This window comes from Sphingobacterium alimentarium, from assembly GCF_004342685.1.
Lineage (GTDB): Bacteria > Bacteroidota > Bacteroidia > Sphingobacteriales > Sphingobacteriaceae > Sphingobacterium > Sphingobacterium alimentarium.
In genome coordinates this window covers 1-21,521 of sequence record NZ_SMBZ01000038.1, presented here as the reverse complement: position 1 = coordinate 21,521, position 21,521 = coordinate 1, and the positions used below count along the sequence as shown (strand labels likewise).

The following is a 21,521-nucleotide window of genomic DNA, read 5'->3' as shown; positions in this document are numbered from 1 at the left end:
AACAAAATTATAGTATGGATACACAACAAAAAGACCTATCGTATTTCAGGTTACGACTGCAAGAATTATTAAACACCAGCTTCCCCGAAAAGGCAAACGACCAGAAATTTATTGAGCAACGTTCCTCGTGGGCTGCCAATGCCTACGAGGGTGCTTTTAGTTCGGGAAATGCAGTTGAACAATGCAACGAGATAGCCAATTACATACTTTTTGAGGGCTTGCATTTCTCCAAATTCGATACTGTTATTCAGGTGGTATGCAATGAGTTTGATACCCTGATGGCAGATGAGGAACTGCGACCGTTCTCCCTTAAAATGTTTCCTGTTTGCGAGCCTGTTTTCTCCGGCTATGAACTAACCGATGATTTCGCATACGGTTATGAGTTTGATTTACTCTATACCGAAATAACCGGAACCATCGCAATATGGATAGAAGAAAATGGGCTTCAGTAAGAAGCAACATCTCCAACAGAACATTGATGCCCTACGAATTGCTTTTAAACTGGAAAAGGAGAAACGACAAGCCACCGTAGGCGAAAGACAGTCGATGATGCAATACAGCGGATTTGGCGGTCTTAAATTCGTGTTGAACCCCATAGCGAACGAAACAGACATCAATCATTGGAGAAAAACCGAACACGAACTTTTTCCGCTCACACAGAAACTCCACCAACTACTAAAGGAAAATTCCGAAGACGAAAAGCAATACCGCAGATATGTAGATAGTATGAAAAGCTCCGTACTGACGGCTTTTTATACACCGCCAGAGGTCATAGATGCTATTTCCGCAACCTTGCGTGATAACGGTCTAAACATTGATAAATTCCTCGAACCCTCCGCAGGTATCGGTTCATTCGTACAATCCTTTTCAGAAAATGGGCAAAGTGTTACCGCTTATGAAAAAGACTTACTGACAGGCAAGATTTTACAACAACTTTATCCCGAAAGTAATATCCGTGTAAGTGGCTTTGAGGAAATTCCCGAAAAGGAACAAAACAGCTATGATGTTGTCGCAAGTAACATTCCATTCGGCGATACTTCCGTGTTTGACCTTTCCTATTCCCGAAGCAGGGACAGTGCAAAAGTACAGGCTGTCCGAAGCATACACAACTACTTTTTCCTGAAAGGGATTGATATGCTCCGTGAGGGTGGTTTGATGGTTTACATTACTTCACAGGGTATTCTCAACAGCCCGAAGAACGAACCGATAAGGAGGGCGTTGATGCGGGATAATAATTTGGTTTCGGTTGTCCGCTTACCCAACAACCTATTTACGGAATATGCAGGAACGGAGGTCGGAAGCGACTTGATTATTCTGCAAAAGAACATAGCAAAACAAAGTCTGACCGAAAGGGAAGATCTGTTTTGCCAAAGCAGGCAAACAGAATACAATACTCCGGGCAATGCACTCTTTCAGGACAGCACAAGGATTGTACATACCGACCGTAAATTAGATACAGACCCATACGGTCAACCTGCCTTAATTTATAAACACAAAGACGGTGTTGAGGGAATTGCCAAAGACCTCAAACAAATGCTTACCGATGATTTTGGAAAGCATTTGAATCTGAATTTATACAAAGGCGAACGGAACGATGAACGTGTAATACAAATTCCGGTTACACCTCCGGTTATCGAACCTGTAACCATTCAGCAAAACCCGCAACCTGTACCAACCCCTATAATCAATCGGGAAAGCCCACAGGAATTAAAACAGCTAAGCATCTTCGACCTATTTGAAAATGCGGACGAACCTGTAATGGTTGTTGCTCCGCCCAAAAGAACGACACAAGCCCAAAGGCAAAGCACTAAAAAAAGAAGAGGTACAATAGGTCGTCAGCCCGACTTGTTTAGTAGTGCAATGCAGCAACCTTATACGCTTCCTGTTACTAATAGATCCACTAGTGGAAATACATCTATCAATGGCAAAAAACAGGAGGCTATCGGCGACCTGTTTTCGGGGATCAACGGGAATGGCCAAGCTGATAAGCCAGCCGTTCCCGAACCTGCTCCTTATGGTGGCAAACTGCATCCGTTCCACCGTAACGATTGCCTTGTCGTGGAAAATGGTTGGATTGGTCATCTGCAAGATGTAGATACATCAGACGGTACGGCTGTTTTCCATCCTTTGCAGTTGCCACCTTTACAAAAAGCAAGAGCCGAAGCGTACATTGCTGTACGTGATGTTTACCAAGAGCTTTACAACAAAGAGGCAGAGCTTCAAGCCGAACACAAAGGAGAAAGGGAAAACCTTAACCGCCTTTATGATGCGTTTGTCAAAAAGTACGGCAATCTCAACAGTGCCGATAATGCCAAATTGATTAAAACAGATAGCTCCGGTAAGGAAATCCCTTATTTGGAGCGTGTCGTTGGTGGCGTGGTACACAAAGCGGATATATTTAGCCGTCCGGTAAGTTTCTCTACCGTAACCATAGCAACAGACAATCCCGAAGAAGCGTTAGCGGCTTCGCTGAACAAATACGGAAGTGTGGATTTGGACTATATGTCCGAAATCAGCGGTATGACGGACGATGCTTTGAAAGAAGCATTGCACGGTCGTATTTACTATAATCCTCTGCAAAAGGAATATGAAATAGCCGAACGCTGGATTGCAGGGAACGTAGTAGAGAAAGCCCAAGAGGTACAGAACTACATTGCAAACAATCCCAATGATACTGAAGCCAAAACAAGCCTTACCGTTCTGGAAGAAGCCCGACCAAGACGAATTGAGTTTGAGGAACTCGATTTTAATTTGGGCGAACGCTGGATACCCACTGGCATTTATGCCCGCTTTGCTTCACATCTTTTTGATACGGACGTACTCGTTCATTACTCTGAAAGCTCCGATGACTTTTCAGTAAAGTGCGACCGGAAGAATTTGCATATATGGGAAAAATACGCTGTCAAAGCTGAAAGCAGAACGTTTGACGGGATTGCCCTGCTCAAACACGCCCTTGTCAATACCACGCCTGACATTACCAAAAAGATTACGGTTGGCGACCAAGAGGTCAAAGTGCGGGATATGGAAGCCATACAAATGGCGAACACCAAGATTGATGAAATCCGTACCGCCTTTACCGATTGGCTCCACGCTCAAAACGATGAGTTTAAAAGCAGGCTGACCGACCAATACAACGATACGTTTAACTGCTTTGTCCGACCAAACTATGACGGAACGCATCAGGACTTTCCGGGCTTAGACCGTAAGGCATTGGGCATTGAAGACCTGTATTCGAGCCAAAAGGACACCGTCTGGATGATAAAGCTGAACAATGGTGCTATCTGCGACCACGAAGTAGGTGCAGGAAAAACGTTGGTTATGTGTACCGCTGCACAGGAAATGAAGCGTTTGGGCTTAGCCCACAAACCGATGATTATCGGGCTGAAAAGCAATGTTCACGAAATTGCCGAAGCCTACCGCACCGCTTACCCACACGCCAAAATACTGTTTCCAGGCAAAGAAGATTTTACTCCCCAAAAACGCTTGCGAATTTTCGGGGATATTAAAAACAACGAATGGGATTGTGTAATCCTCACACACGACCAATTCGGTATGATACCGCAGTCGTCCGAAATACAAAAGGAAATCCTCGAAATCGAATTGGATAGCGTAGAGCGAAACCTCGATGCACTGCAATCGCAAGGCAAGGAAGTTACCAGAGGGATGCTCGCCGGAGTAATCAAGCGGAAAGAAAACCTCGAAGTCAAACTTAAAACCCTGCAACACGATATTGAAAACCGCAAGGATGATGTAGTGGATTTTAAGATGATGGGTATTGACCATTTGTTCGTAGATGAAAGTCATCAATTCAAAAACCTGATGTTCAATACAAGGCATACAAGAGTTGCCGGATTGGGCAATGTGGACGGTAGCCAAAAGGCATTGAACCTACTTTTTGCTATCCGCACCATTCAGGAACGCATCAATGCGGATATGGGAGCAACTTTCCTTTCGGGTACAACTATCAGTAATTCGCTGACGGAATTGTACCTACTGTTCAAATACCTGCGACCACGGGCAATGGAAAAACAGGGTATTCACTCTTTTGATGCCTGGGCAGCCATTTATGCAAGAAAAACGACCGATTATGAATTTTCGGTTGCTAATAATATTGTGGCAAAAGAGCGTTTCCGCTACTTTATCAAGGTGCCGGAGCTTGCCCAATTCTACTCCGAAATCACAGATTACCGAACGGCAAAAGATATAGGCATTGACCGCCCCAACAAGAACGAGGTGTTGTATAATATACCGCCTACTCCCGACCAGGAAGATTTTATTAAAAAGCTAATGGAGTTTGCTAAAACAGGAAATGCAGAACTGTTGGGCAGACCTCCGTTAAGTCAAAGCGAAGAAAAAGCAAAGATGCTTATCGCTACGGACTATGCCCGTAAAATGTCGCTTGATATGCGTATGGTAAGCGGTGCGTATGATGACCGCCCCGATAATAAGGCTTCGCATTGTGCGACAAACATTGCCAAATATTACAACCAATACAACGCACAGAAAGGAACGCAGTTCGTTTTCTCCGATTTGGGAACCTACAAGCCGGGCGAATGGAATGTGTACTCCGAAATCAAACGCAAGCTCGTGGAAGACCACGGCATAACCGCACACGAAGTCCGTTTTATACAGGAAGCCAAAAATGATAAGCAGCGTAAGGAGCTTATCAAAGGAATGAACGAGGGTAATATCCGTGTGCTGTTCGGTTCTACAAGTATGTTGGGTACAGGTGTCAATGCACAGAAAAGAGCCGTTGCCGTTCATCATTTAGATACGCCGTGGCGACCAAGTGACCTTGCCCAAAGGGATGGCAGAGCTGTGCGAAAAGGCAATGAAATTGCCAAGTTCTTTGCAGAGAACAAAGTAGATGTGATTATCTATGCCGTAGAAAAATCACTGGATAGCTACAAGTTTAACCTGCTGTACAATAAACAGCTATTCATAGACCAATTAAAAAATAACAATCTCGGCAAACGAACGATTGACGAAGGCAGTATGGACGAAAAATCGGGAATGAACTTTTCGGAATATGTAGCTATCCTATCAGGAAATACCGACCTTTTGGATAAAGCCAAATTAGAAAAACAGATTGCCGGATTGGAAAGCGAAAAACAGGCATTCAACCGTTCAAAGTATAGTGCGAAGTACAAATTGGAAGACTATACGGCTGAACTTGATAAAGCCCAATCCCGTTTTGACCGTATGAGCCTTGATTGGAATAATCTGCAAGGGTGTATCCAAAAACGTTCGGACGGTACTATTGCAAATCCTGTGCAATTGGACGGCGTACCGCCCAATGCGGATATAAAACAAATTGGTGCAAGGCTCAATCAGCTTGCGGACAAAGCCCGCACCAGAGGTCAGTATGAAGAAATAGGAAGCCTGTACGGTTTTACCTTATTGGTTAAAACCGAAATGTCTGAAAAAGATGGTGTGGATTTACGGGTGAACCGCTTTTTGGTGCAGGGCGAGGGCAATATCAAATATACCTACAACAACGGTATCATCGCTAAAGATGAAAAGCTGGCTGCTGTGAACTTCCTTAATGCATTGGAGAAATTGCCCGGCTATATTGAGCAGGAGCAAAAGAAAATTGCGGAAATACAAAAAGATTTACCTGTTCTTCAGGAAGTCATAAATGGTACGTGGTCTAAGGAGAGCCGATTGAGTGAACTCAAAACGGAACTGGCTGCTGTTGAACGAAAGATACAGTTGTCTATCACTCCGGAAACGAAAGAAGAAGTTGTGGAGCAGAACGAAAAACAGAAAGAAACGCCAAATATTTCGGAGAGCATTGTACGGACGAAAGGTATTCATTTGCCACGTGGGGTATTGTAAGAAAGTCCATTACATTTCTTCTTTTTCATCCATTTTCTTGATTAGCGCATCACATAGGCTATCAAGGAATTTAGTTCGATTTATTTTTCGGGATTTAAGTTCCATAAACGTATGATAAAAGTCGCCCAAACTGATATTGAATGTACTCTCAAATGTTTTAGCAATAACTTTAATATCTGCATTCCCATTGTCAAACACTCCTTGTGAATGTAGGGCGTAAATCAATTCGGTTAATGCTGTTTTGCTTTCTGTCCAATTTAGAGAAGAACCATCTGACGACTTTTTATGATTGATATTATTTAGCTGATCTTCGAGATAAATTTGTATCAGATCATTGGCAATTATTTTTGCTACTTTATAGTCGTGAGAAGTGGAAAAGTTTTTGTCCGCCTCAAAATAAAAGGTGTCTAAACTTAACTTTATATCGTACTTGCCTTGTACAAATAGTTTCTCATCTATGAAAGTATTATTTGTACGGTAATATTTATGGTTCTACCACGAATTTAATGGAAAATATGCCCAAATAAAGGCGGTTAACAGTAGAGAACTCAAATGGGATGCTTTTAATTGAGCCTTTTGACGCCATTAGCTGGATAGTATTTCTAAATCCATACCAACTAGAATTTATGTTTTCCACTAACCTAAGGGTAGAACCATATTTATAAAATTCAAGATTGTTGTCAAAATATTTTTTGAGTTTTTTCAATTCATTGTTGAGGTATTTTCTGGTTACCTCTTTGATCGGAGATTCCAATGCTATATTTAGTTCAATGTCCTATACTCATTGGGCGTCATCCCCATTTTTTGTTTGAACAAACGGGTGAAGTGCTGTTGGTATTTAAACCCCAACTCATTGGCGATTTCGTTAATGGACTTATTAGGTTCAAATACCCTTCGTTTGGCCTCATCAATCAATTTTGATTGAATGTAATCCAGTGCGGTGTTGCCGGTTTCTTTTTTTATAAGGTCACCAAAATAATTAGGGGATAAACATAATTGCTCCGCACACCAAGTCACAGTTGGTAAGCCTAATGTTTGGCACTTATCGGATTGAAAATAGTCATTCAGGAGGTTTTCAAACCTCACCAAAATATCTTTATTGGCAAGGCTTCGGGTGATAAATTGCCGATCATAAAACCGCATGCAGTAATTCAAGAACAATTCGATATTCGATACAATTAACGTTTTACTATGTTTGTCCAGGTTTTGATCAATCTCATAAGCTATTTTCCCAAAGCAGTCATTTACAATGGCTCTTTCCCTTTTTGACAGATGTAAAGCTTCATTCACTTCGTAAGAAAAAAAGCTGTATTCCTTTATTTTTCTCCCTAAATCTGTTCCAGCAATCAGGTCGGGGTGGAATACAAGTGCCTTGCCCGCGGGCTTTATGACCTTGCCCTTGCTGTCTATTCCATAAATCTGGCCGGGGGCAATAAATACCAATGTCCCGTCCTCGTAATCGTAGGACTGACAACCGTACTTCATGTCGCCACATTTGATGTACTTCAAAAATATGGCATAAATGCCCATATATCTTCTAAAATACTGATAAGTGGGCATCTCATCAAAATCAACCACGCTGATAAGCGGATGGAGGGTATCAATGCCCAATGTCTCATTGTATTGTTTAACGGTGTCTATTCTTTCCACTTGTTCCATAACCTGTAATTTATCCTTACAAATTTACTAAATACATAAACGTGTGTTATTCTATTGGAGCAAAATCAGTGAAAGTGGTAAATAAATCCGTGTCCTGTATAAAAATGGTGCAATAGATAGTGTGTAATTTTGTAATGCTAATGAGCGATATAGGATTCTCGCTAAAAAATAGGATATGAAAAAAAAACGGAATTTAAAATCAATCGTGCTGATTATTGGTATTACATCAATAATGACAGCTTGCAATAATAACGATCAAAAAAGAGGCACGGAAATGATAGGACAAAATAATGCTTCGATTTTCCCCAAAGGCGATAGAACTCCGAAGGAGTATTTCAGTGGTGAAGCTTATTTAATTCTCTACAAAATTGCATTAAGTTCATCTCTATTAGATGTAACCAACCGAAGTTTGTAAGGGACTAATAGAGGTTTTTGATTATACAATGATAGTTATGCCGATGTGGCACACCAATTTCATCTGAAGGAATATCACTATTTCTACAGAACTGCCAAGATTACAATTTATCATTTATGAAAGGAATAGAACTAATAGAAAAAATGTTGGTAGATGAGTTCAAGTAGTTTGTTTTTAGGAGTTTGTTCAGTTACCCTTGGTACTAAATGCTGTAAGTTCGGGTCATTCTTGATAAGCTCTATTTCTTTTAAGGATATTTACAATATCACTTTTTATCTGATGGTAATTGCTTTAAATTTCCCGTTTTATTTTACATTTCATCCTCCTCATCCATCTTTCTAATCAAAGCGTCACGCAAACTGTCAAGGAATTTAGTTCGGTTTATTTTTCGGGCTTTAAGCTCCATAAACGTATGATAGAAATCGCCTAAACTGATATTGAATGTACTTTCAAATGTTTTGGCGATGGTTATTATATCTGCATTGCCAAATGCACCCTGCGATTGCAGTGCGTAAATCAATTCAGTTAATGCTGTTTTACTTTCTGCCCAATTTAAAGGGGATTTGTCAGATGGCTTCTTCTTATTGTTATTATTCAGTTGGTCTTCAACATAAACTTGTATCTGGTCGTTGGCAATAATCTTTGCCGCCTTATAATCGTGGGAAGTAGAAAATCTATCGTCAGTATCAAAATAAACGGTTTCCAAGCTCAGTTTTATATCGTATTTGCCACGAATAAACAGCTTATCATCAATAAATGAGTTATTCGTCCGGTAGTATTTATAAAATTCAAGATTGTTGTCGAAATACCTTTTGAGCTTTCTTAATTCTTCATTGAGGTATTTTCTGATTGCCTTTGTTCCATTAGGCTTTTTAGTTTCGATTTTATAAATGGCATTGTAGTAAATGAGCTTTGCAACAATAGCAGGTTTCTGATGTTTGAAAAAATGGATTTCTTCATCTATATTTTTAAAACCTTTTTTTAAGACAAATTCTTTTACTTCGGATAAAGAATTTACAATAAGGTGTATAACAGCTTCTATTCTTTGGATAGGGCAGTCGGTTTCAATCTCCAATTCGTTGATGACTGTTTCCAGCTTATGTAGCGTTTCATTATAAAATTTATCCATTTATTATTTTTTAAGTCCTGCTGTTTGGGGTATTCATAGAAAAACTAAATCAGCCTTACTTCCAAGCCAATACTACCGTTCCGAGAATGATAAGGCTCGCTCCGGCAAAAGTTTTTAACGTAAGCTGCTCGCCTAAAAACAGGACGGCGATGATGATTGTAAGGGCTACGCTTAGCTTATCAACGGCTGCCACCTGCGATACTTTTCCTAATTGCAGGGCTTTGAAATAGAATAGCCACGACAAACCTGTGGCTATTCCTGAAATAATAAGAAAAGTGATATTCTGTTTTGACAAAGTGCTAATTCCTTTTGCTTCGCCTCTTGCCATTACGATGCTCCATATCATTATCAATATGACCACCGTACGTATCCCGGTTGCAAGATTGGAATTGACGTTTGCTACGCCCAGCTTACCGAATATGGCGGTAAGTGCAGCAAACAAAGCGGATAATAAAGCATAAACTAACCACATAATAAACTGATTTAAAAATTCTGTACTAACCCGATACCGAAGCCTTTGTTCTGATAGTAAGGCATAACCAAAGTTGCCTTTTTCTTTTCCTTGCCAGTTAGCAAGCCATTGATTTTAGGAAAGAGCCAATAAGCCAGCTCCGTAGAGAGAATGCCAAATCCAGCTCCGGCTACCACATCGCTTACCCAATGTTTATCGTTTACGGTTCTGTACACTCCGGTAAAAACCGCAAGGGAATAACCCGAAATACTTAACCAAAAATTAGTGTCCTTATATTCCCTGAACATAAATTGAGCAGAAGAAAATGCGGTGGCGGTATGCCCTGAGGGAAAGGAAAGGTTATTGGAGCCGTCCGGTCGTTCTTCTTTTACAATGTGCTTTAACGGCAATACAAATGCGGCGGAAATCAGTTGCGATGTCGCATAGATAATCGTCCTGTCCCTGAAATTATGCTTGCCTTTTATCCCAACTGCATTCAAACCATATACCATTGCTGCCGGAGCATATTGGGTGTAGTTATCCAAGGTTATGTGCTTGGGCTGGTGTTCGCCTAATTCATCTCTTGTCGAAAAATTGAGCTGTTTCAACCCGTCACTTTCCAAGCTCACAATTCCATAACCGATGAAAATCGTTGGAGCGATAAGGTGCCTGTAATCTAATTTGTATGCTTTGTCATTAGTTTTGCCGATAATGCTATCCTGCAAAGCGATATTTGAATTGCGGATAGTATCTTGTGCGGCTACCCGAAAGGTAGTGGCCAGCACAAAGATGAGTACAATGGCGTTTTTATGTATTGAGCGCATTCTATTTTGTTAGCTTTATTTTTAACATTTCCATATTTACTTCTTTAAATTTTTGAAGCACGGTTTTTCCATACGCTGTATAGTAGCTATGTTGCTTTAGTAGGGCATAGTTTGTTTCGTCCCATTCCTCATTCGTATAAGTTTTACCTAAATAGGTTTTAAACTCCATTCTTAACCTACGCTCGTATTTTGAATAGTCGGTCTTTGTGAAATGGTACAAATCGGCATCTGCCAAAACTTCTTCTTCAGGCGATTTTGGGTTTTGCGGAAACCTTGTTGCTTCAATGCAAGCCAAAACCTGCGCTGTCTTTTCTTGCGGATAATTGTTCCTGTTCAGGAAATCCGCAGCTATGGTTTTGCTGCTGTCTTCGTGGTTGGTATAAGCAGTTGTATATCCGCAATCGTGAAACCACGCTGCCAGTGTTACTATCTCTGACTGCGTTGAGGAAAAACAGCTTTCCGTTGCAATTTCAATAGCAGCTTTCACAACATCCTGCGTGTGCATTACATTGTGAAAGCGCATACCATTGGGAAGTTTGCTGAGCAGAAGTTGCAGCACATAATCCCTTGCTCTGTCAATAATATTTTCTGTCATTGCCAATGATTTAAAACTTATAGCTGTACCCTAACCGGATAACCTGTGTTTCGTAGTAATCATCGCTGGTATAACGGAAGCCGGCTCCGTCTATCTTACGTTTGATGACCATTGTATTAAGCAAATCGGTAGCGTTGAAAAACAGCTCTCCTTTGCCTTTCTGTACGGATTTTTTAACTCCCGCATCAATCGAAAACCTCGACATTATTTTACCCTGCGGGATAATATCGGGTGCTAAATAGACGGCTGTCATTTGCGCATCCCATCCGTCAGCAAAGCGGAACGTATTGTTCAGTTTGAGGTTGCCCGATATGGCTGTTTGCTGCGCTGCCGAAAAAGTATTGGGTTCAGGGTACAGGTTCTGTACCGTGAACGCATCTATCTGGTTGCGGTAAATGTTCCCGTTGATGTTAAAGGAATAAACATCGGAAACCTTTTGGTTCAAAATAGCTTCCAAACCTGTATTGTAGCTCCTGCCTGCATTTTGGAATATGGCATATATTAAGTTACTGCCCGGCACGATGCTCGATATTCTTGTAATGGTTCCGTTTGCAAAACGATGATACAATGCGGAATAGAAATAACCATTGTTCCAGGTATTTTTATAACCTAATTCTAAGGAATTGGTAAATTGCGGACGTAATGCAGGATTTCCGACCTTGATGATTTCAGCATCATCATATTTCGGGAAAATACGGATATCCACTTCGTTCGGTCTGTCCACCCTGCGGTTATAGAATACCGAAAGTTTATTGTTATCGTTCAGCTTGTAAGCCAATCTCATATTCGGGAAGGGCTGTGTATAATGGTAGCCATCACTTTTGTAAGTGCTGTGATTAGGATTAACATCGTACTGGATTTTCACATACTCCATACGCAAGCCCAATTCCGCTTCCCATTTTTCGGTTTCAAAAACATAGTTACCATAAATGGCTGGTATCAGTTCCTTATAGTCTGCCCAACCTCCGGCATCCATATCCAAAACAGAATTGGCTCCCGGTCTGAACTCCATATTGGTTGGGATACTTCGATTTCTTAATTTGATACCTGTTTCAATACGTCCGTATTTCAACGGTTTGATATAATCTATATTGAAGTCATACACCTGCTCATCAGACAGCAGTTTAAAGGCATCTGTACCTGTGGATGAGGGCAGATAGTTATCATAAAAATATTGCTCGTCTTCCCTGTGAAAAGTATAGTTGAACCCAATATTCAATAAATGCCCTGCTTCCTTAAACTTGTGCTGGTAAGCTGCCGTAGCCATTGCCGTGGTCTTCAGCTCATCCTCTAAAAACTGCCAAAGGCGTAAACGTTGTGAAATATCCCCGTTGAAAAACGGCTGGTCGCCACGGTCAATGATTTTTTCGCTACCGAACATTCCCGAAACGGTCAATGTGTTCTGGTCATTAATGTTCCAGTCAATTCCTGCTTTGGTAGTAAGGTAGTTGGTATTCCTGTTCCGCTTCAACTGTGAATTGATAACCGTTCCATCGTCATAATTCCGGGTTACAAATTCATTTTTGTTCAGAGTTTGCGTGTAGAGATTATCTGCCTGCAAAAAGATATTCACTTTATCCTTCCTGTAATTCAGCGATACGGACGGATTGATTTTTGGCGTGAACGTATATTGCGGTCTGATTGTGGGAAGATTTTCTTTTCGAACCCAAAGTGAGCCTGTGCCGTAAGTAAAACCTACCTTACCATTTAATCCATCCTGCTTGTTCTTCTTCATTATGATATTGATGATACCTGCATTACCGTTGGCATCATACTTTGAAGATGGGTTATTGATAATCTCGATTTTATCAATAGCAGATGACGGAATGTTGTCTAATCCCGTTTGACTGCAAAAGCCTGTTAAAGCCGTTTGCTTACCGTCAATCAAAACCGTAACCTTATCATTACCCCGTAGCTGCACTTTACCATCCTGAACCGTAACGCCGGGCAGGTTTTGCATACTTTGCAAAACCGAGCCTCCGCTTTGGGCAACATTGTCGGCAACGGAATAGGTTTTTTTATCCAGCTTGTTGCTCACATCACTTGCCTTTGCAGAAATGGTAACACCTTCCAAAACGGTTGAGGTTTCTTCCAGTTCAATGACCGGAATATCCAAAAACGCTGAAAGGCTGCCGACAAATAAGGGTTGTTCCCTGTTCTCAAATCCCATAAATGAAATTTGCAAACGATAGTTGCCGGGCTTCACATTGGCAATGGAAAACCTGCCTTCATCATTAGTCACTGTTCCGGCTACAAAAGCACTGTCCTTTTCAGTTTTCACGACCACATTTACATAAGGAACCGCCGATTTATCCGCCTTATTTTTTACGATACCGGAAATGGTAACGGACGACACCTGCGCATTGGCTACCGAAGCTGCCAGTATGGAAATGAGTACAAAAAACAACCTTATTTTATTCATCTTCTTAGTCTTTAACCTCTTTTAAAAATTTACCTGTATTATCGAAAATCAGGTCTTTGCCTTTTACTTCTGCTTCGTAGGTTACAACCCCTTTACTGTCTGTAATTTTTGCCGCTTCTTTGATTTTTTGCCCTGCGTAGTGTTTAGCAACATAGGCTTTGGCATTAGCCGGAAGCTCATCAATTTTGATTTCCACTTCGGTTTCAAGAATTTTGCCCGAAGCATCAATCAATACAGAATAATCGGTTTCTCCTACTTCAAAACCTGCCTCGTAGTTGCCTTTCTCTTTTTCCCATTTCAAACCCTTTGCGTTGGGGTGACTTTTTTGCAGAGCTGATTTTACTGCTGCCGGAACTTCTTTGTCCGAAACTTTTTGTGCATTGGCGAATGACACACTTGCCACTGCTGCCAATAGAAATACTAATTTTTTCATTTTTTTCATTTTTTTTAATTGTTGAACACAAAATTCTAATAAGATTTAGAAGAAATTTAGAATGTTATAATTCAAACTTTGTTAATTGTTTTTCTTTGTAGCAATAAAATTCATATACAGGTTCTTTTCTGAATTGATAGACCTTTTCGATATATATTGTATCATAGTTTGGTTTTAACGCTGTGTATTTTTTATTAAGATGTGGTGGCAGTTCTTTGGCACTTATGGGTCTTTCAATTTCTAAACCGCCATCTATTGTATATTCTAACACGAGGTCTGTGTTTCGCCAGCTTACGATGGCTACATCTTTCCCTTGATTATGAATTGTAGCAAAGGCTATTTTATCCTGTTTAACAATTTTATCGGTTGTTCCCATAAGAAGGGTTATACCAGAAATAACCATTGCTCCGTACCCAATTTTTCTAAACAGGTTTTCGCTTAGATAGGGAAGAATATACTTAACCGTTAAAGAAGAAACAATGGTAGCGGCTGCAATAGCCAACCCCAGCCATAAAGCCATTTGTGAATACAGACCAAGAGAAATGTAAATGACCAGTTTAATGAAATGCAGAAACACCTCATTGGCAGCACGTGTAGCTACTATTTGTTCTTTTGTAAGTCCAAATTTTAGATAAAACCTATTAAACAAAAGCCCAATGGCTCCGGTAATGCCCGATACAAAACCTGCAAGAAACCCAATAATGGCAAGGATATATTTGGGATATGGCTTTTCGGATTGTGCCTCTTCCTTTTTTGACTTGAATAGCTGTGGTACATTTCCGATGAGAAATAAGGCAACGATTAGCTGTAAATAATTTGGGTTGATGTATTTTATCAAATAAGCACCCACTAACACAGCCGGAATGGAAAACGGTACAAACCAGAAAAAAATCTTATAGTTAATGTGCTTCTTAAAGACTACAATCCTGGATGCAGAACTTGTAAATGTTCCTATTGTTAATGAAAATGGGACTACTGATGTCGGTAAAAGTAAATTTAAAATGGGGATAAGAATAAGACTAGCTCCACCGCCACAAATAGCACTCATCCAAAAGGCGAGTATTGTTCCGAGAAACAATAGGGTTATTTTTATTATCATCTTTCAAAGAAATTACAGACGGTATGTTCAAATTAATAATACAAAACTGCAATGCCAATTTGAAGAAATTTAGAACTAGTGTTTATGCCGTGATTTTTACACAATCACAGGTTTTATAAGTCAGTATAATAATCTCACTCTGATACGAGGAATAATGCTATAAAAAGTAAGACTACGATTTACGGAGCCTTTTCAAAAATTTCAGGATTTTGAATAATTTTATTTTGTAGTAAATCTAACTTGATTTACTACGTCCATTTTTTTAATGCTCCTTTTCCTGCCCCATAAATGCGCCTTCTCCGGTATAGAATACCCCGATGGAAGTCTGCTCTTTATTAAGCTGTAATTCATATTGCTCGCCCCAACTGGTTATTACAACTTCCGCTTTTACAATCTTATATCCGGGATACCTTGAGGCAACATTGGCTTTAATTACGTCAGGAACTTTGCTGATAGTTATTACATATTCCGTTTCATACCAATTGCTATCCGGTTTATATTGGGCACTATGCTTGTTTCCGGTCATTACAAACTCCGCTTCCCAGGTATTGTCGCAATTTTTCTCCCATTTAACATTGGCAGCATTAGGAAATTTTTGCTTGAATGCGCTCTGAATATTTTCAGGAATTTTCTCTTCATCTTTTGTATTCTCTTTGCAAGAAGATAATCCTATAGCAGCAATTAAGGCTATTGCCAATACGTTTGATGGTCTTTTCATATTATTGTCATTTAAGATTATGGCAAAAGTATTTTTCAATTTGGAAGAAATTTAGAATACTATTTTCCAATTAAATAATGTACAATAAAAAATCCGAGCTACCTCGGATCCTTTATTGTGTACCATATTGTTTATTAAAATGCCTGTCCTATACCAAAGAAAAACAAGCCGTCCTCTTTGGATTTTCCGTAATCAAAATACAATACTGTTGATTGGTTCCAGCCAATTCTTAAACCTGCTCCGTATGAATATTTGATGTTCTGAAAATTCAAGTCCTGCCAACGGTCACGTACTGTACCCATATCAAAGAATGGTGCAACCGTGAACGATAAATGCTGTTTCCACAACGTGGTTTCAGCCAAACGTGTCCTCAATTCAAAGTTGGTAAACCACATCGACCTTGCCAGGAAACGGTTGGCTCTATAACCTCTCAAAGAGGCTTTACCACCCATTGCATTAATGCTTCCTTCAGGCGACCATTGGTCTTGGTATTCAAAGAATGGTGCATTTTTTCCAAATACATTCCCTATACCTGCACGCCATGCCAATACGGTACGTTTTCCGAATGGTAGTTTTTGGTAGTAACGACCTTGTATCAATAGCTTATCGAAGTCGAATTGCGAACCGATAAGTTTAGATGAATATTCATTGGCAATCTCGAAGTAAGCCCCTTTTGTCGGGTCAGGTTCAAAATCCCTCGTATCATAGATAAGAGCATTCTGAATAATGGAAACCCACCCGCCATCTACGCCTGAAATATTTCCCTGCTCAAAATCACGTCTTAACAATGATGTGCCGTTAGGTGCTTTGGTATGGCTTCCCGTTACAGGGTCAATCGCATCGGCTTCCATTCCCTCAAAGGTCTTTTAGCTCAAATGCTGTATTTCATATCCTCCCATTATACGCCATTTACCATTACCTAAAGCGTAATCGGCTTTAAGGTTCAGCATATATTCCGTTTCCCTGAAACGGTTGGAAAGCGCATCGGTCACAAAAGCTGCTTCGCCAACGCCTCCCGGACGTAACGTTTTCCTTGCCCTGTCGTATTCCTTGTAAGTAGAAAAAGTGGTGTTCTCGTCAGACGGAAGACGTAAATCTCCCAATGTGTTATCGGTAAGACCAAAATATAAGTTTGCCGGGTTTTGCTGCGCTTGGAAATCTATCTTAAAACGCCATCGTGTTCCTTTGTAATAAGGCACGTCCAATGATAAAGCCAGTTCCTTTGCGTTAGAGGTGTACCACGCTGCATTGGCTTTTAATTTCATCAGGTAAGGTGTATAGGCAAATAATTCATTGTCCCTTTTACCGTTCCATATTACGTTCGTTCTTACGCCGAACCCAAATCCTGTTACCGGGTCTGAAGAAATGTCGGGAAGTCCTGTAACAAAGGTTCCTTCCCGTTTTTTAGCAAGGACTTCATCGCTCATCCGTTTGGATTTGATAAACGATAAACTGTCTTTTTTAACTGTAATGGTGTCCTGTGCTTCTACTGCAAAAGGTGCAGCTAATGTGGCAATAATTGATGCTAATTTCTTCATATTTAAAACTTAGAATTTTACTGTCTGGCAAAAAAACAAACAGAATTAGAAGAAATTTAGAATTGGGTTTATGTCTTTTTGCTACCGAAATAGATATTTCCTGCAATCAATAGATAGATTAATCCAGCTAAAAAGCCGCCCAATACATCAGTAAACCAATGTGCGCCAAGATACACTCTTGATACAGCTCCTAAGAAAATCATTGCAAGGCATACCAGCATACCTATTATTTTCGATACAGGATGTTTGTTAATTGTTCGCAGCAAAATGAATATGAATGCACCAAAGAAAGCGGTGTAAAACAATACGTGACCGCTTGGGAAACTTTGGTAATGGGTTTCTTCAAGAATAGAAATAAAGTCCTTTGTTGGTCGGGGTCTGTTTATCAGTGTTTTCAGTACCCACGCAATACCACCGGATATTAAAGTAGATAGCATTAGTAAAGCATCTTTTTTACGCTTTAACAACAGGAAGCATAAAGCACTGCAACCGACCAGCACCGCCGAAACCCTAATCCTGCCAAACCAGCTCACAGCTTTCATAAAGCTGTCAAGAAAACCGTTTTGCTTCTCCTGTATTTCTTCTGATATATGTACGTCAATGTAGTGTGGCTCTGTGAGCATCACATAGGCAGCCAAAACACTAAACCCTACAAGGAATATCGAAAGGGTTGTCCAAATAATGGTTTTTTTATTCTTGTTCAGGAATGGCAATATGTTCTGTTATTGGATAAACAAAAATTTATCGTTAAAATAATTTTTCATAGAAATATGGTAGGTATATAATAAGTCCAACAACCAATGCAGTCAGCGCAGCAAAAATTACTGCACCAGCGGCAATATCTTTTATTACGGCAATTTTCTTATGATGGTCGGGATGGATAAAGTCACATAGTTTTTCAATGGCTGTGTTAAGCCCTTCGATACTTAGCACAAGTCCGATGGTCAAAATCTGGAAAAGCCATTCTGTTTTTGTAATGCCAAACAAAAAGCCAAAAAAAATCGAAAGAATGGCTATAATGAACTGTGCTATAACTGAGTGTTCAGTCCTGAGCAATAAAAAAGCTCCTTTAAAAGCATATCGGAAACTTTTTAGTCTGCCCTTAAAAAATCCGTTTTCAGTTTTATTCATTTGGTTGCTTATTAGAAATCAAGAATATTAGAGCTGGTCTATTATTTGCAGAAATATATTAAGCCAGTAATTAGGATGGTAATTAAGCCCGGCATCCCCAAAGCGGACAATGATTACATTTTTCTTAGGATAAACGTACAGGAACTGCCCATATAGCCCTTGAGCATAAAAGCTACCGTAATTGAGTGGTCCAATGCCCCAATTGTTGTTATAAAAATGCCGATTTCCATTGGCGGGGTCAGAATGAGTAGAATAGTCAACCCAATTTTTTGAAACAATTTGTTGGTCATTCCATTTTCCTCCATTAAGGTACAGTCTTGCAAATTTCGCAAAGTCCAGTGTTCTGCCTTGCAAGCAACAAAATGTCTTTTCAAGAGCTAAACTATCGTTTCTGTCTAAACTCCAATATAATGGAGCTTCGGTTCCCAAAGGCTTCCATAGTTTTTTTTCCAAATATTGAGAAACACTGCTTCCGGTAGTTTTTTCCAGTATAATACCAAGCAACAGCGTATTGGCACTGGAATAATTAAAACGCTTAACCTTTGAATATTCTAAGGTCAAATGAGAAATTTGCTTTCTCAAATCGGTACTCCAAAAAAATTTAATATTATCAGCTTTAGTGAATTTTATTCCTGAAGTGTGATGCAGGAGGTCACGGATTGAAATTTGGTTCCATAAAGGTCTATCTCTAAATTCAGGCAAGTAGTCTGTTATTTTATCATCAATGCTTTTGATATTTCCTTCATCTATTGCAATGCCGATAAGAGTAGAGATAAATGGTTTTGCAATGGAAAAACTTGAAACTGAAACTGTGTCCAAATCATCTTTAAACTTTTCGTACAAAATCGTATCGTTGCGGATAATGACAAATGAAATGGTTTTATGCAGTTGTACCAGACTATCAAGCGAAACATCGGTTGGATTGAAGTCCCTATTGGTTACGCCTATTGTTTTTCCAAGCTCGTAATCCTTTGTGGGTTTATAAAAGTTGAAAGTCGTATCAGAGTTTTCTATTTTTCTTTGAGGAAATATTTTATGACTGTTTTGCTTTGGGATTTTAGTATAGTGTAATGCGGTGCAGCCCGTACTAAAATAGAGTAGTAAGAGCAAAGCACATATATTAATTAGTTTCAGCATTATGATAAAGTTTACAAAATCTATGTGTACTAAAATTCACATCCCTTACTTATTCATTTTGGTATTAAAATTCTTTATACGCTATGCAAAAAAAAGAACAGATTTAGAAGGAATTTAGAACTGACTTTCTTATGAATTATTTAAAATCGGATATATCCGGCAATTCATAAAACAACACTCTCGTCAGCACACCCATAAATGCACATCAGCAAAGTAAGATGCTATTTAAAAATGTTCATCTTCTCATCATAAATTGGACTTTGTATGTTCAAAAAATTTAAAACACTATGAAACACATAGTTTTGAGATAAAATATCATTGGGGTTTCGTTGTTTTAAATTCTTATTTGAAGTCCATACTATAAAAGGAATTTCATATTGTTCTTTAGGAGCAAAACTTATAGGCACGCCGTGCATATATAAGTTTTTTTCTCCTAAAGACTCGCCGTGGTCTGAAACAAAAAACATTGCGCTTTTATACTCTTTCAATTGTTCTAAATCCTCAATCACATTGTGCAGGATATAATCAGTATAAACAATAGTGTTGTCATAAGCATTGATTAGTTCAGCTTTAGAGCAGTTCGCCAATTCAACGCTATTACATACAGGTTTAAAAGTTTCAAACTGCGGAGGATATTTCTTACTGTATGTTGGCCCGTGGCTTGTGCTGGTATGCAATACAATCAGTATTTTATTTTTTTTACTTGCCAGTATTTGCTCTTTTAGTCCGGTTAAAAGCACTTCATCATAATTACATCCATCGCCTTTGCAATCCTTGACTAAGGTATCCCTGTTTTGGTATTTCCTGATATGAACTGGAGGTTCTCCCCAGTTCGTAGTTCTCCAAACAACCTCTACATTGTTCCTGTACAAATAATTCGGTAAGATTTCATATAGTTCATCAGTATTTTTGTGTTCCAAAATACACTTAACACCCGCCGTGGTATATGTCGCACAAGATGTTGCTTGAAAACTGCTTAAATTCTCCGTCTTTGAAAGTAGTGGATTAGTATTCTTTTTATACCCGTACAAAGAGAAATTTTGACTTCTTGCAGATTCGCCAATTACTAAGACGACAACTGCCTTTTCATTGTCTTTAATTGTAGCATCAGGTAGTAAAATTTCTTTTTTATTTTTTTGATGTTTGTGGATATAAAAAAGAGCGGTGTTGACGGAATAAGACCAGGGCATTGCCAACCCTCCTAACTGCTTTGAATTTTTATCAATCCATAGCCAGTTGCTGGCATTTGCAAACGCAACAAGAATGATAAATAAAAGAGCAAGCGAAGAAGTGATTAAAAACTTCTTCAAGGTTACATTCACTATTTTAGCTTTGATGATGTAAAAGGCGGGGACTACACCGAGAAAAAAAATGTACAATATTAATTTTAATGAGAAAAAACTACTGGCTTCATCATAATTGGTATTGAGTACATTGCCAATCATAGTTCCGTCTATAATAACACCATAGGTATTGATAAAGTAAACGGCTACCGCATTGATGATAAACACCAAGACCAATAAAAATTTTCCGACAATACGGGACAGAAAAAATACAAGGTAAAAGACAAAAGCATTTGCGACCAACATCAGAACTACCAGGCTAATGATAATAATGATACCGTTAAAACTTTTATGGTGGACATTCTGAAAAACAAATTTGAAAAACGGGAAATGGAAGAACAAAAAGTTAACGAAACTCATAAGTAAAGCGAACTGTGTCAGCTTCAGATTATAAATCTGCATTAGCTTCAAATTATTTTTTAACATAAATGGTGAGAATTTTATAAAGTGAAACAACAAGACTGATAAGTGCCAAATAGAAGACAATCAAATTCTCGTTATTTATTTTTATGATGATTAAGGCGCACGCAGCGATAAAGGATAAAATAAGTACAGGAAAATATTTTTTGTTACCAAGCCAGTTCAGGATTTTATATTTTCTACTGATAAAAATCCCGGTAAGCCCCGATAGATAGCCGATAATGCTGCCTATAATAACATCCAGTGGATAATGCGCCCCAACACCAACTCTTGTAACCTGAATTCGATAATTAAAAAGCGTACAATTGGTTAGTTTTTACCGTTTGATATTTGATTGAAGGTTTCTTAGGGAAGAAACTGTATGCTGCT

At 39.2% G+C, this 21,521-nt stretch carries 18 protein-coding genes and 2 pseudogenes; 3 read left to right on the top strand and 17 right to left on the bottom strand.

What is annotated here, in order from left to right:
- The first annotated feature begins 14 nt into the window (after positions 1-14).
- Both EDC17_RS12625 and EDC17_RS12620 read left to right on the top strand, forming a co-directional pair.
- Entirely contained in the window at positions 15-452 is a 438-nt protein-coding gene (locus EDC17_RS12625; RefSeq protein WP_132778429.1) for a DUF1896 domain-containing protein, read from the top strand.
- On the top strand, positions 439-5,838 hold the full coding sequence (locus tag EDC17_RS12620) for an N-6 DNA methylase (protein WP_132778428.1): 5,400 nt from the start codon (positions 439-441) through the stop codon (positions 5,836-5,838). The genes EDC17_RS12625 and EDC17_RS12620 overlap by 14 nt, the downstream gene beginning before the upstream one ends.
- 9 nt (positions 5,839-5,847) lie before the next feature.
- On the opposite strand, the pseudogene EDC17_RS12615 reads toward EDC17_RS12620, so the two are convergent.
- The 3 genes and pseudogenes from EDC17_RS12615 to EDC17_RS12605 form a co-directional block, all read right to left on the bottom strand.
- Positions 5,848-6,312 (bottom strand): annotated as a pseudogene (locus EDC17_RS12615) (RteC domain-containing protein); the annotation flags it as partial.
- A gap of 10 nt (positions 6,313-6,322) precedes the next feature.
- Positions 6,323-6,592 (bottom strand): hypothetical protein, encoded by a 270-nt coding sequence (locus tag EDC17_RS17655; protein ID WP_132778427.1) that lies wholly within the window; start codon positions 6,590-6,592, stop codon positions 6,323-6,325.
- A gap of 8 nt (positions 6,593-6,600) precedes the next feature.
- Positions 6,601-7,497, bottom strand: a complete 897-nt coding sequence (locus EDC17_RS12605) for a helix-turn-helix domain-containing protein (protein ID WP_132778426.1) — start codon at positions 7,495-7,497, stop codon at positions 6,601-6,603.
- Positions 7,498-7,672: 175 nt separating this feature from the next.
- Between EDC17_RS12605 and EDC17_RS12600 the strand changes: the two genes are divergently transcribed.
- Positions 7,673-7,912 (top strand): L,D-transpeptidase family protein, encoded by a 240-nt coding sequence (locus tag EDC17_RS12600; RefSeq protein WP_132778425.1) that lies wholly within the window; start codon positions 7,673-7,675, stop codon positions 7,910-7,912.
- 310 nt (positions 7,913-8,222) lie between these two features.
- On the opposite strand, the gene EDC17_RS12595 is transcribed toward EDC17_RS12600, so the two are convergent.
- The 14 genes and pseudogenes from EDC17_RS12595 to eptA all read right to left on the bottom strand — a co-directional run bounded on the left by EDC17_RS12595 (position 8,223) and on the right by eptA (position 21,134).
- Positions 8,223-9,041: an RteC domain-containing protein gene (locus EDC17_RS12595; RefSeq protein WP_132778424.1), complete on the bottom strand. Its 819-nt coding sequence runs from the start codon at positions 9,039-9,041 to the stop codon at positions 8,223-8,225.
- Positions 9,042-9,096: 55 nt separating this feature from the next.
- Entirely contained in the window at positions 9,097-9,513 is a 417-nt protein-coding gene (locus EDC17_RS12590; protein ID WP_132778423.1) for an EamA family transporter, read from the bottom strand.
- Between the two features lie 11 nt (positions 9,514-9,524).
- Entirely contained in the window at positions 9,525-10,316 is a 792-nt protein-coding gene (locus EDC17_RS12585; RefSeq protein ID WP_123851206.1) for a phosphatase PAP2 family protein, read from the bottom strand.
- Position 10,317: 1 nt separating this feature from the next.
- The gene (locus EDC17_RS12580; protein ID WP_132778422.1) at positions 10,318-10,911 is read right to left on the bottom strand and encodes an HD domain-containing protein; all 594 of its coding nucleotides are present in this window, start codon (positions 10,909-10,911) and stop codon (positions 10,318-10,320) included.
- A gap of 10 nt (positions 10,912-10,921) precedes the next feature.
- On the bottom strand, positions 10,922-13,333 hold the full coding sequence (locus EDC17_RS12575) for a TonB-dependent receptor domain-containing protein (protein ID WP_132778421.1): 2,412 nt from the start codon (positions 13,331-13,333) through the stop codon (positions 10,922-10,924).
- Positions 13,334-13,337: 4 nt separating this feature from the next.
- Positions 13,338-13,766 carry a PepSY-like domain-containing protein gene (locus tag EDC17_RS12570; RefSeq protein WP_165894419.1) on the bottom strand — a complete coding sequence of 143 codons (429 nt, stop codon included), beginning with the start codon at positions 13,764-13,766 and terminating at the stop codon, positions 13,338-13,340.
- A 64-nt stretch (positions 13,767-13,830) separates the two neighbouring features.
- On the bottom strand, positions 13,831-14,865 hold the full coding sequence (locus EDC17_RS12565; RefSeq protein ID WP_132778419.1) for a sulfite exporter TauE/SafE family protein: 1,035 nt from the start codon (positions 14,863-14,865) through the stop codon (positions 13,831-13,833).
- Between the two features lie 262 nt (positions 14,866-15,127).
- Positions 15,128-15,583, bottom strand: coding sequence for a PepSY-like domain-containing protein (locus EDC17_RS12560; protein WP_132778418.1), 456 nt, complete (start codon positions 15,581-15,583; stop codon positions 15,128-15,130).
- Positions 15,584-15,717: 134 nt separating this feature from the next.
- Positions 15,718-16,437, bottom strand: a pseudogene (omp85, locus tag EDC17_RS17080) (Omp85 family outer membrane protein); the annotation flags it as partial.
- 12 nt (positions 16,438-16,449) lie between these two features.
- The gene (locus tag EDC17_RS17075; protein WP_207895759.1) at positions 16,450-17,121 is read right to left on the bottom strand and encodes a DUF5982 domain-containing protein; all 672 of its coding nucleotides are present in this window, start codon (positions 17,119-17,121) and stop codon (positions 16,450-16,452) included.
- 68 nt (positions 17,122-17,189) lie between these two features.
- Positions 17,190-17,744, bottom strand: a complete 555-nt coding sequence (locus EDC17_RS12550; RefSeq protein ID WP_165894418.1) for a phosphatase PAP2 family protein — start codon at positions 17,742-17,744, stop codon at positions 17,190-17,192.
- 124 nt (positions 17,745-17,868) lie between these two features.
- Entirely contained in the window at positions 17,869-18,252 is a 384-nt protein-coding gene (locus EDC17_RS12545; RefSeq protein ID WP_132778416.1) for a diacylglycerol kinase family protein, read from the bottom strand.
- Positions 18,253-18,279: 27 nt separating this feature from the next.
- Positions 18,280-19,389, bottom strand: coding sequence for a serine hydrolase domain-containing protein (locus EDC17_RS12540; RefSeq protein WP_132778415.1), 1,110 nt, complete (start codon positions 19,387-19,389; stop codon positions 18,280-18,282).
- A gap of 221 nt (positions 19,390-19,610) precedes the next feature.
- Positions 19,611-21,134 (bottom strand): phosphoethanolamine--lipid A transferase EptA, encoded by a 1,524-nt coding sequence (eptA, locus tag EDC17_RS12535; RefSeq protein ID WP_132778437.1) that lies wholly within the window; start codon positions 21,132-21,134, stop codon positions 19,611-19,613.
- Positions 21,135-21,521 lie beyond the last annotated feature (387 nt).

Coding starts and splice junctions, on each gene's coding strand:
- EDC17_RS12625 (WP_132778429.1), top strand. CDS start 15: ATGGATACACAACAAAAAGACCTATCGTATTTCAGGTTACGACTGCAA.
- EDC17_RS12620 (WP_132778428.1), top strand. CDS start 439: ATGGGCTTCAGTAAGAAGCAACATCTCCAACAGAACATTGATGCCCTA.
- EDC17_RS12605 (WP_132778426.1), bottom strand. CDS start 7,497: ATGGAACAAGTGGAAAGAATAGACACCGTTAAACAATACAATGAGACA.
- EDC17_RS12600 (WP_132778425.1), top strand. CDS start 7,673: ATGAAAAAAAAACGGAATTTAAAATCAATCGTGCTGATTATTGGTATT.
- EDC17_RS12595 (WP_132778424.1), bottom strand. CDS start 9,041: ATGGATAAATTTTATAATGAAACGCTACATAAGCTGGAAACAGTCATC.
- EDC17_RS12590 (WP_132778423.1), bottom strand. CDS start 9,513: ATGTGGTTAGTTTATGCTTTATTATCCGCTTTGTTTGCTGCACTTACC.
- EDC17_RS12585 (WP_123851206.1), bottom strand. CDS start 10,316: ATGCGCTCAATACATAAAAACGCCATTGTACTCATCTTTGTGCTGGCC.
- EDC17_RS12580 (WP_132778422.1), bottom strand. CDS start 10,911: ATGACAGAAAATATTATTGACAGAGCAAGGGATTATGTGCTGCAACTT.
- EDC17_RS12575 (WP_132778421.1), bottom strand. CDS start 13,333: ATGAATAAAATAAGGTTGTTTTTTGTACTCATTTCCATACTGGCAGCT.
- EDC17_RS12570 (WP_165894419.1), bottom strand. CDS start 13,766: ATGAAAAAATTAGTATTTCTATTGGCAGCAGTGGCAAGTGTGTCATTC.
- EDC17_RS12565 (WP_132778419.1), bottom strand. CDS start 14,865: ATGATAATAAAAATAACCCTATTGTTTCTCGGAACAATACTCGCCTTT.
- EDC17_RS12560 (WP_132778418.1), bottom strand. CDS start 15,583: ATGAAAAGACCATCAAACGTATTGGCAATAGCCTTAATTGCTGCTATA.
- EDC17_RS17075 (WP_207895759.1), bottom strand. CDS start 17,121: ATGAAGAAATTAGCATCAATTATTGCCACATTAGCTGCACCTTTTGCA.
- EDC17_RS12550 (WP_165894418.1), bottom strand. CDS start 17,744: ATGCTCACAGAGCCACACTACATTGACGTACATATATCAGAAGAAATA.
- EDC17_RS12545 (WP_132778416.1), bottom strand. CDS start 18,252: ATGAATAAAACTGAAAACGGATTTTTTAAGGGCAGACTAAAAAGTTTC.
- EDC17_RS12540 (WP_132778415.1), bottom strand. CDS start 19,389: ATGCTGAAACTAATTAATATATGTGCTTTGCTCTTACTACTCTATTTT.
- eptA (WP_132778437.1), bottom strand. CDS start 21,134: ATGCAGATTTATAATCTGAAGCTGACACAGTTCGCTTTACTTATGAGT.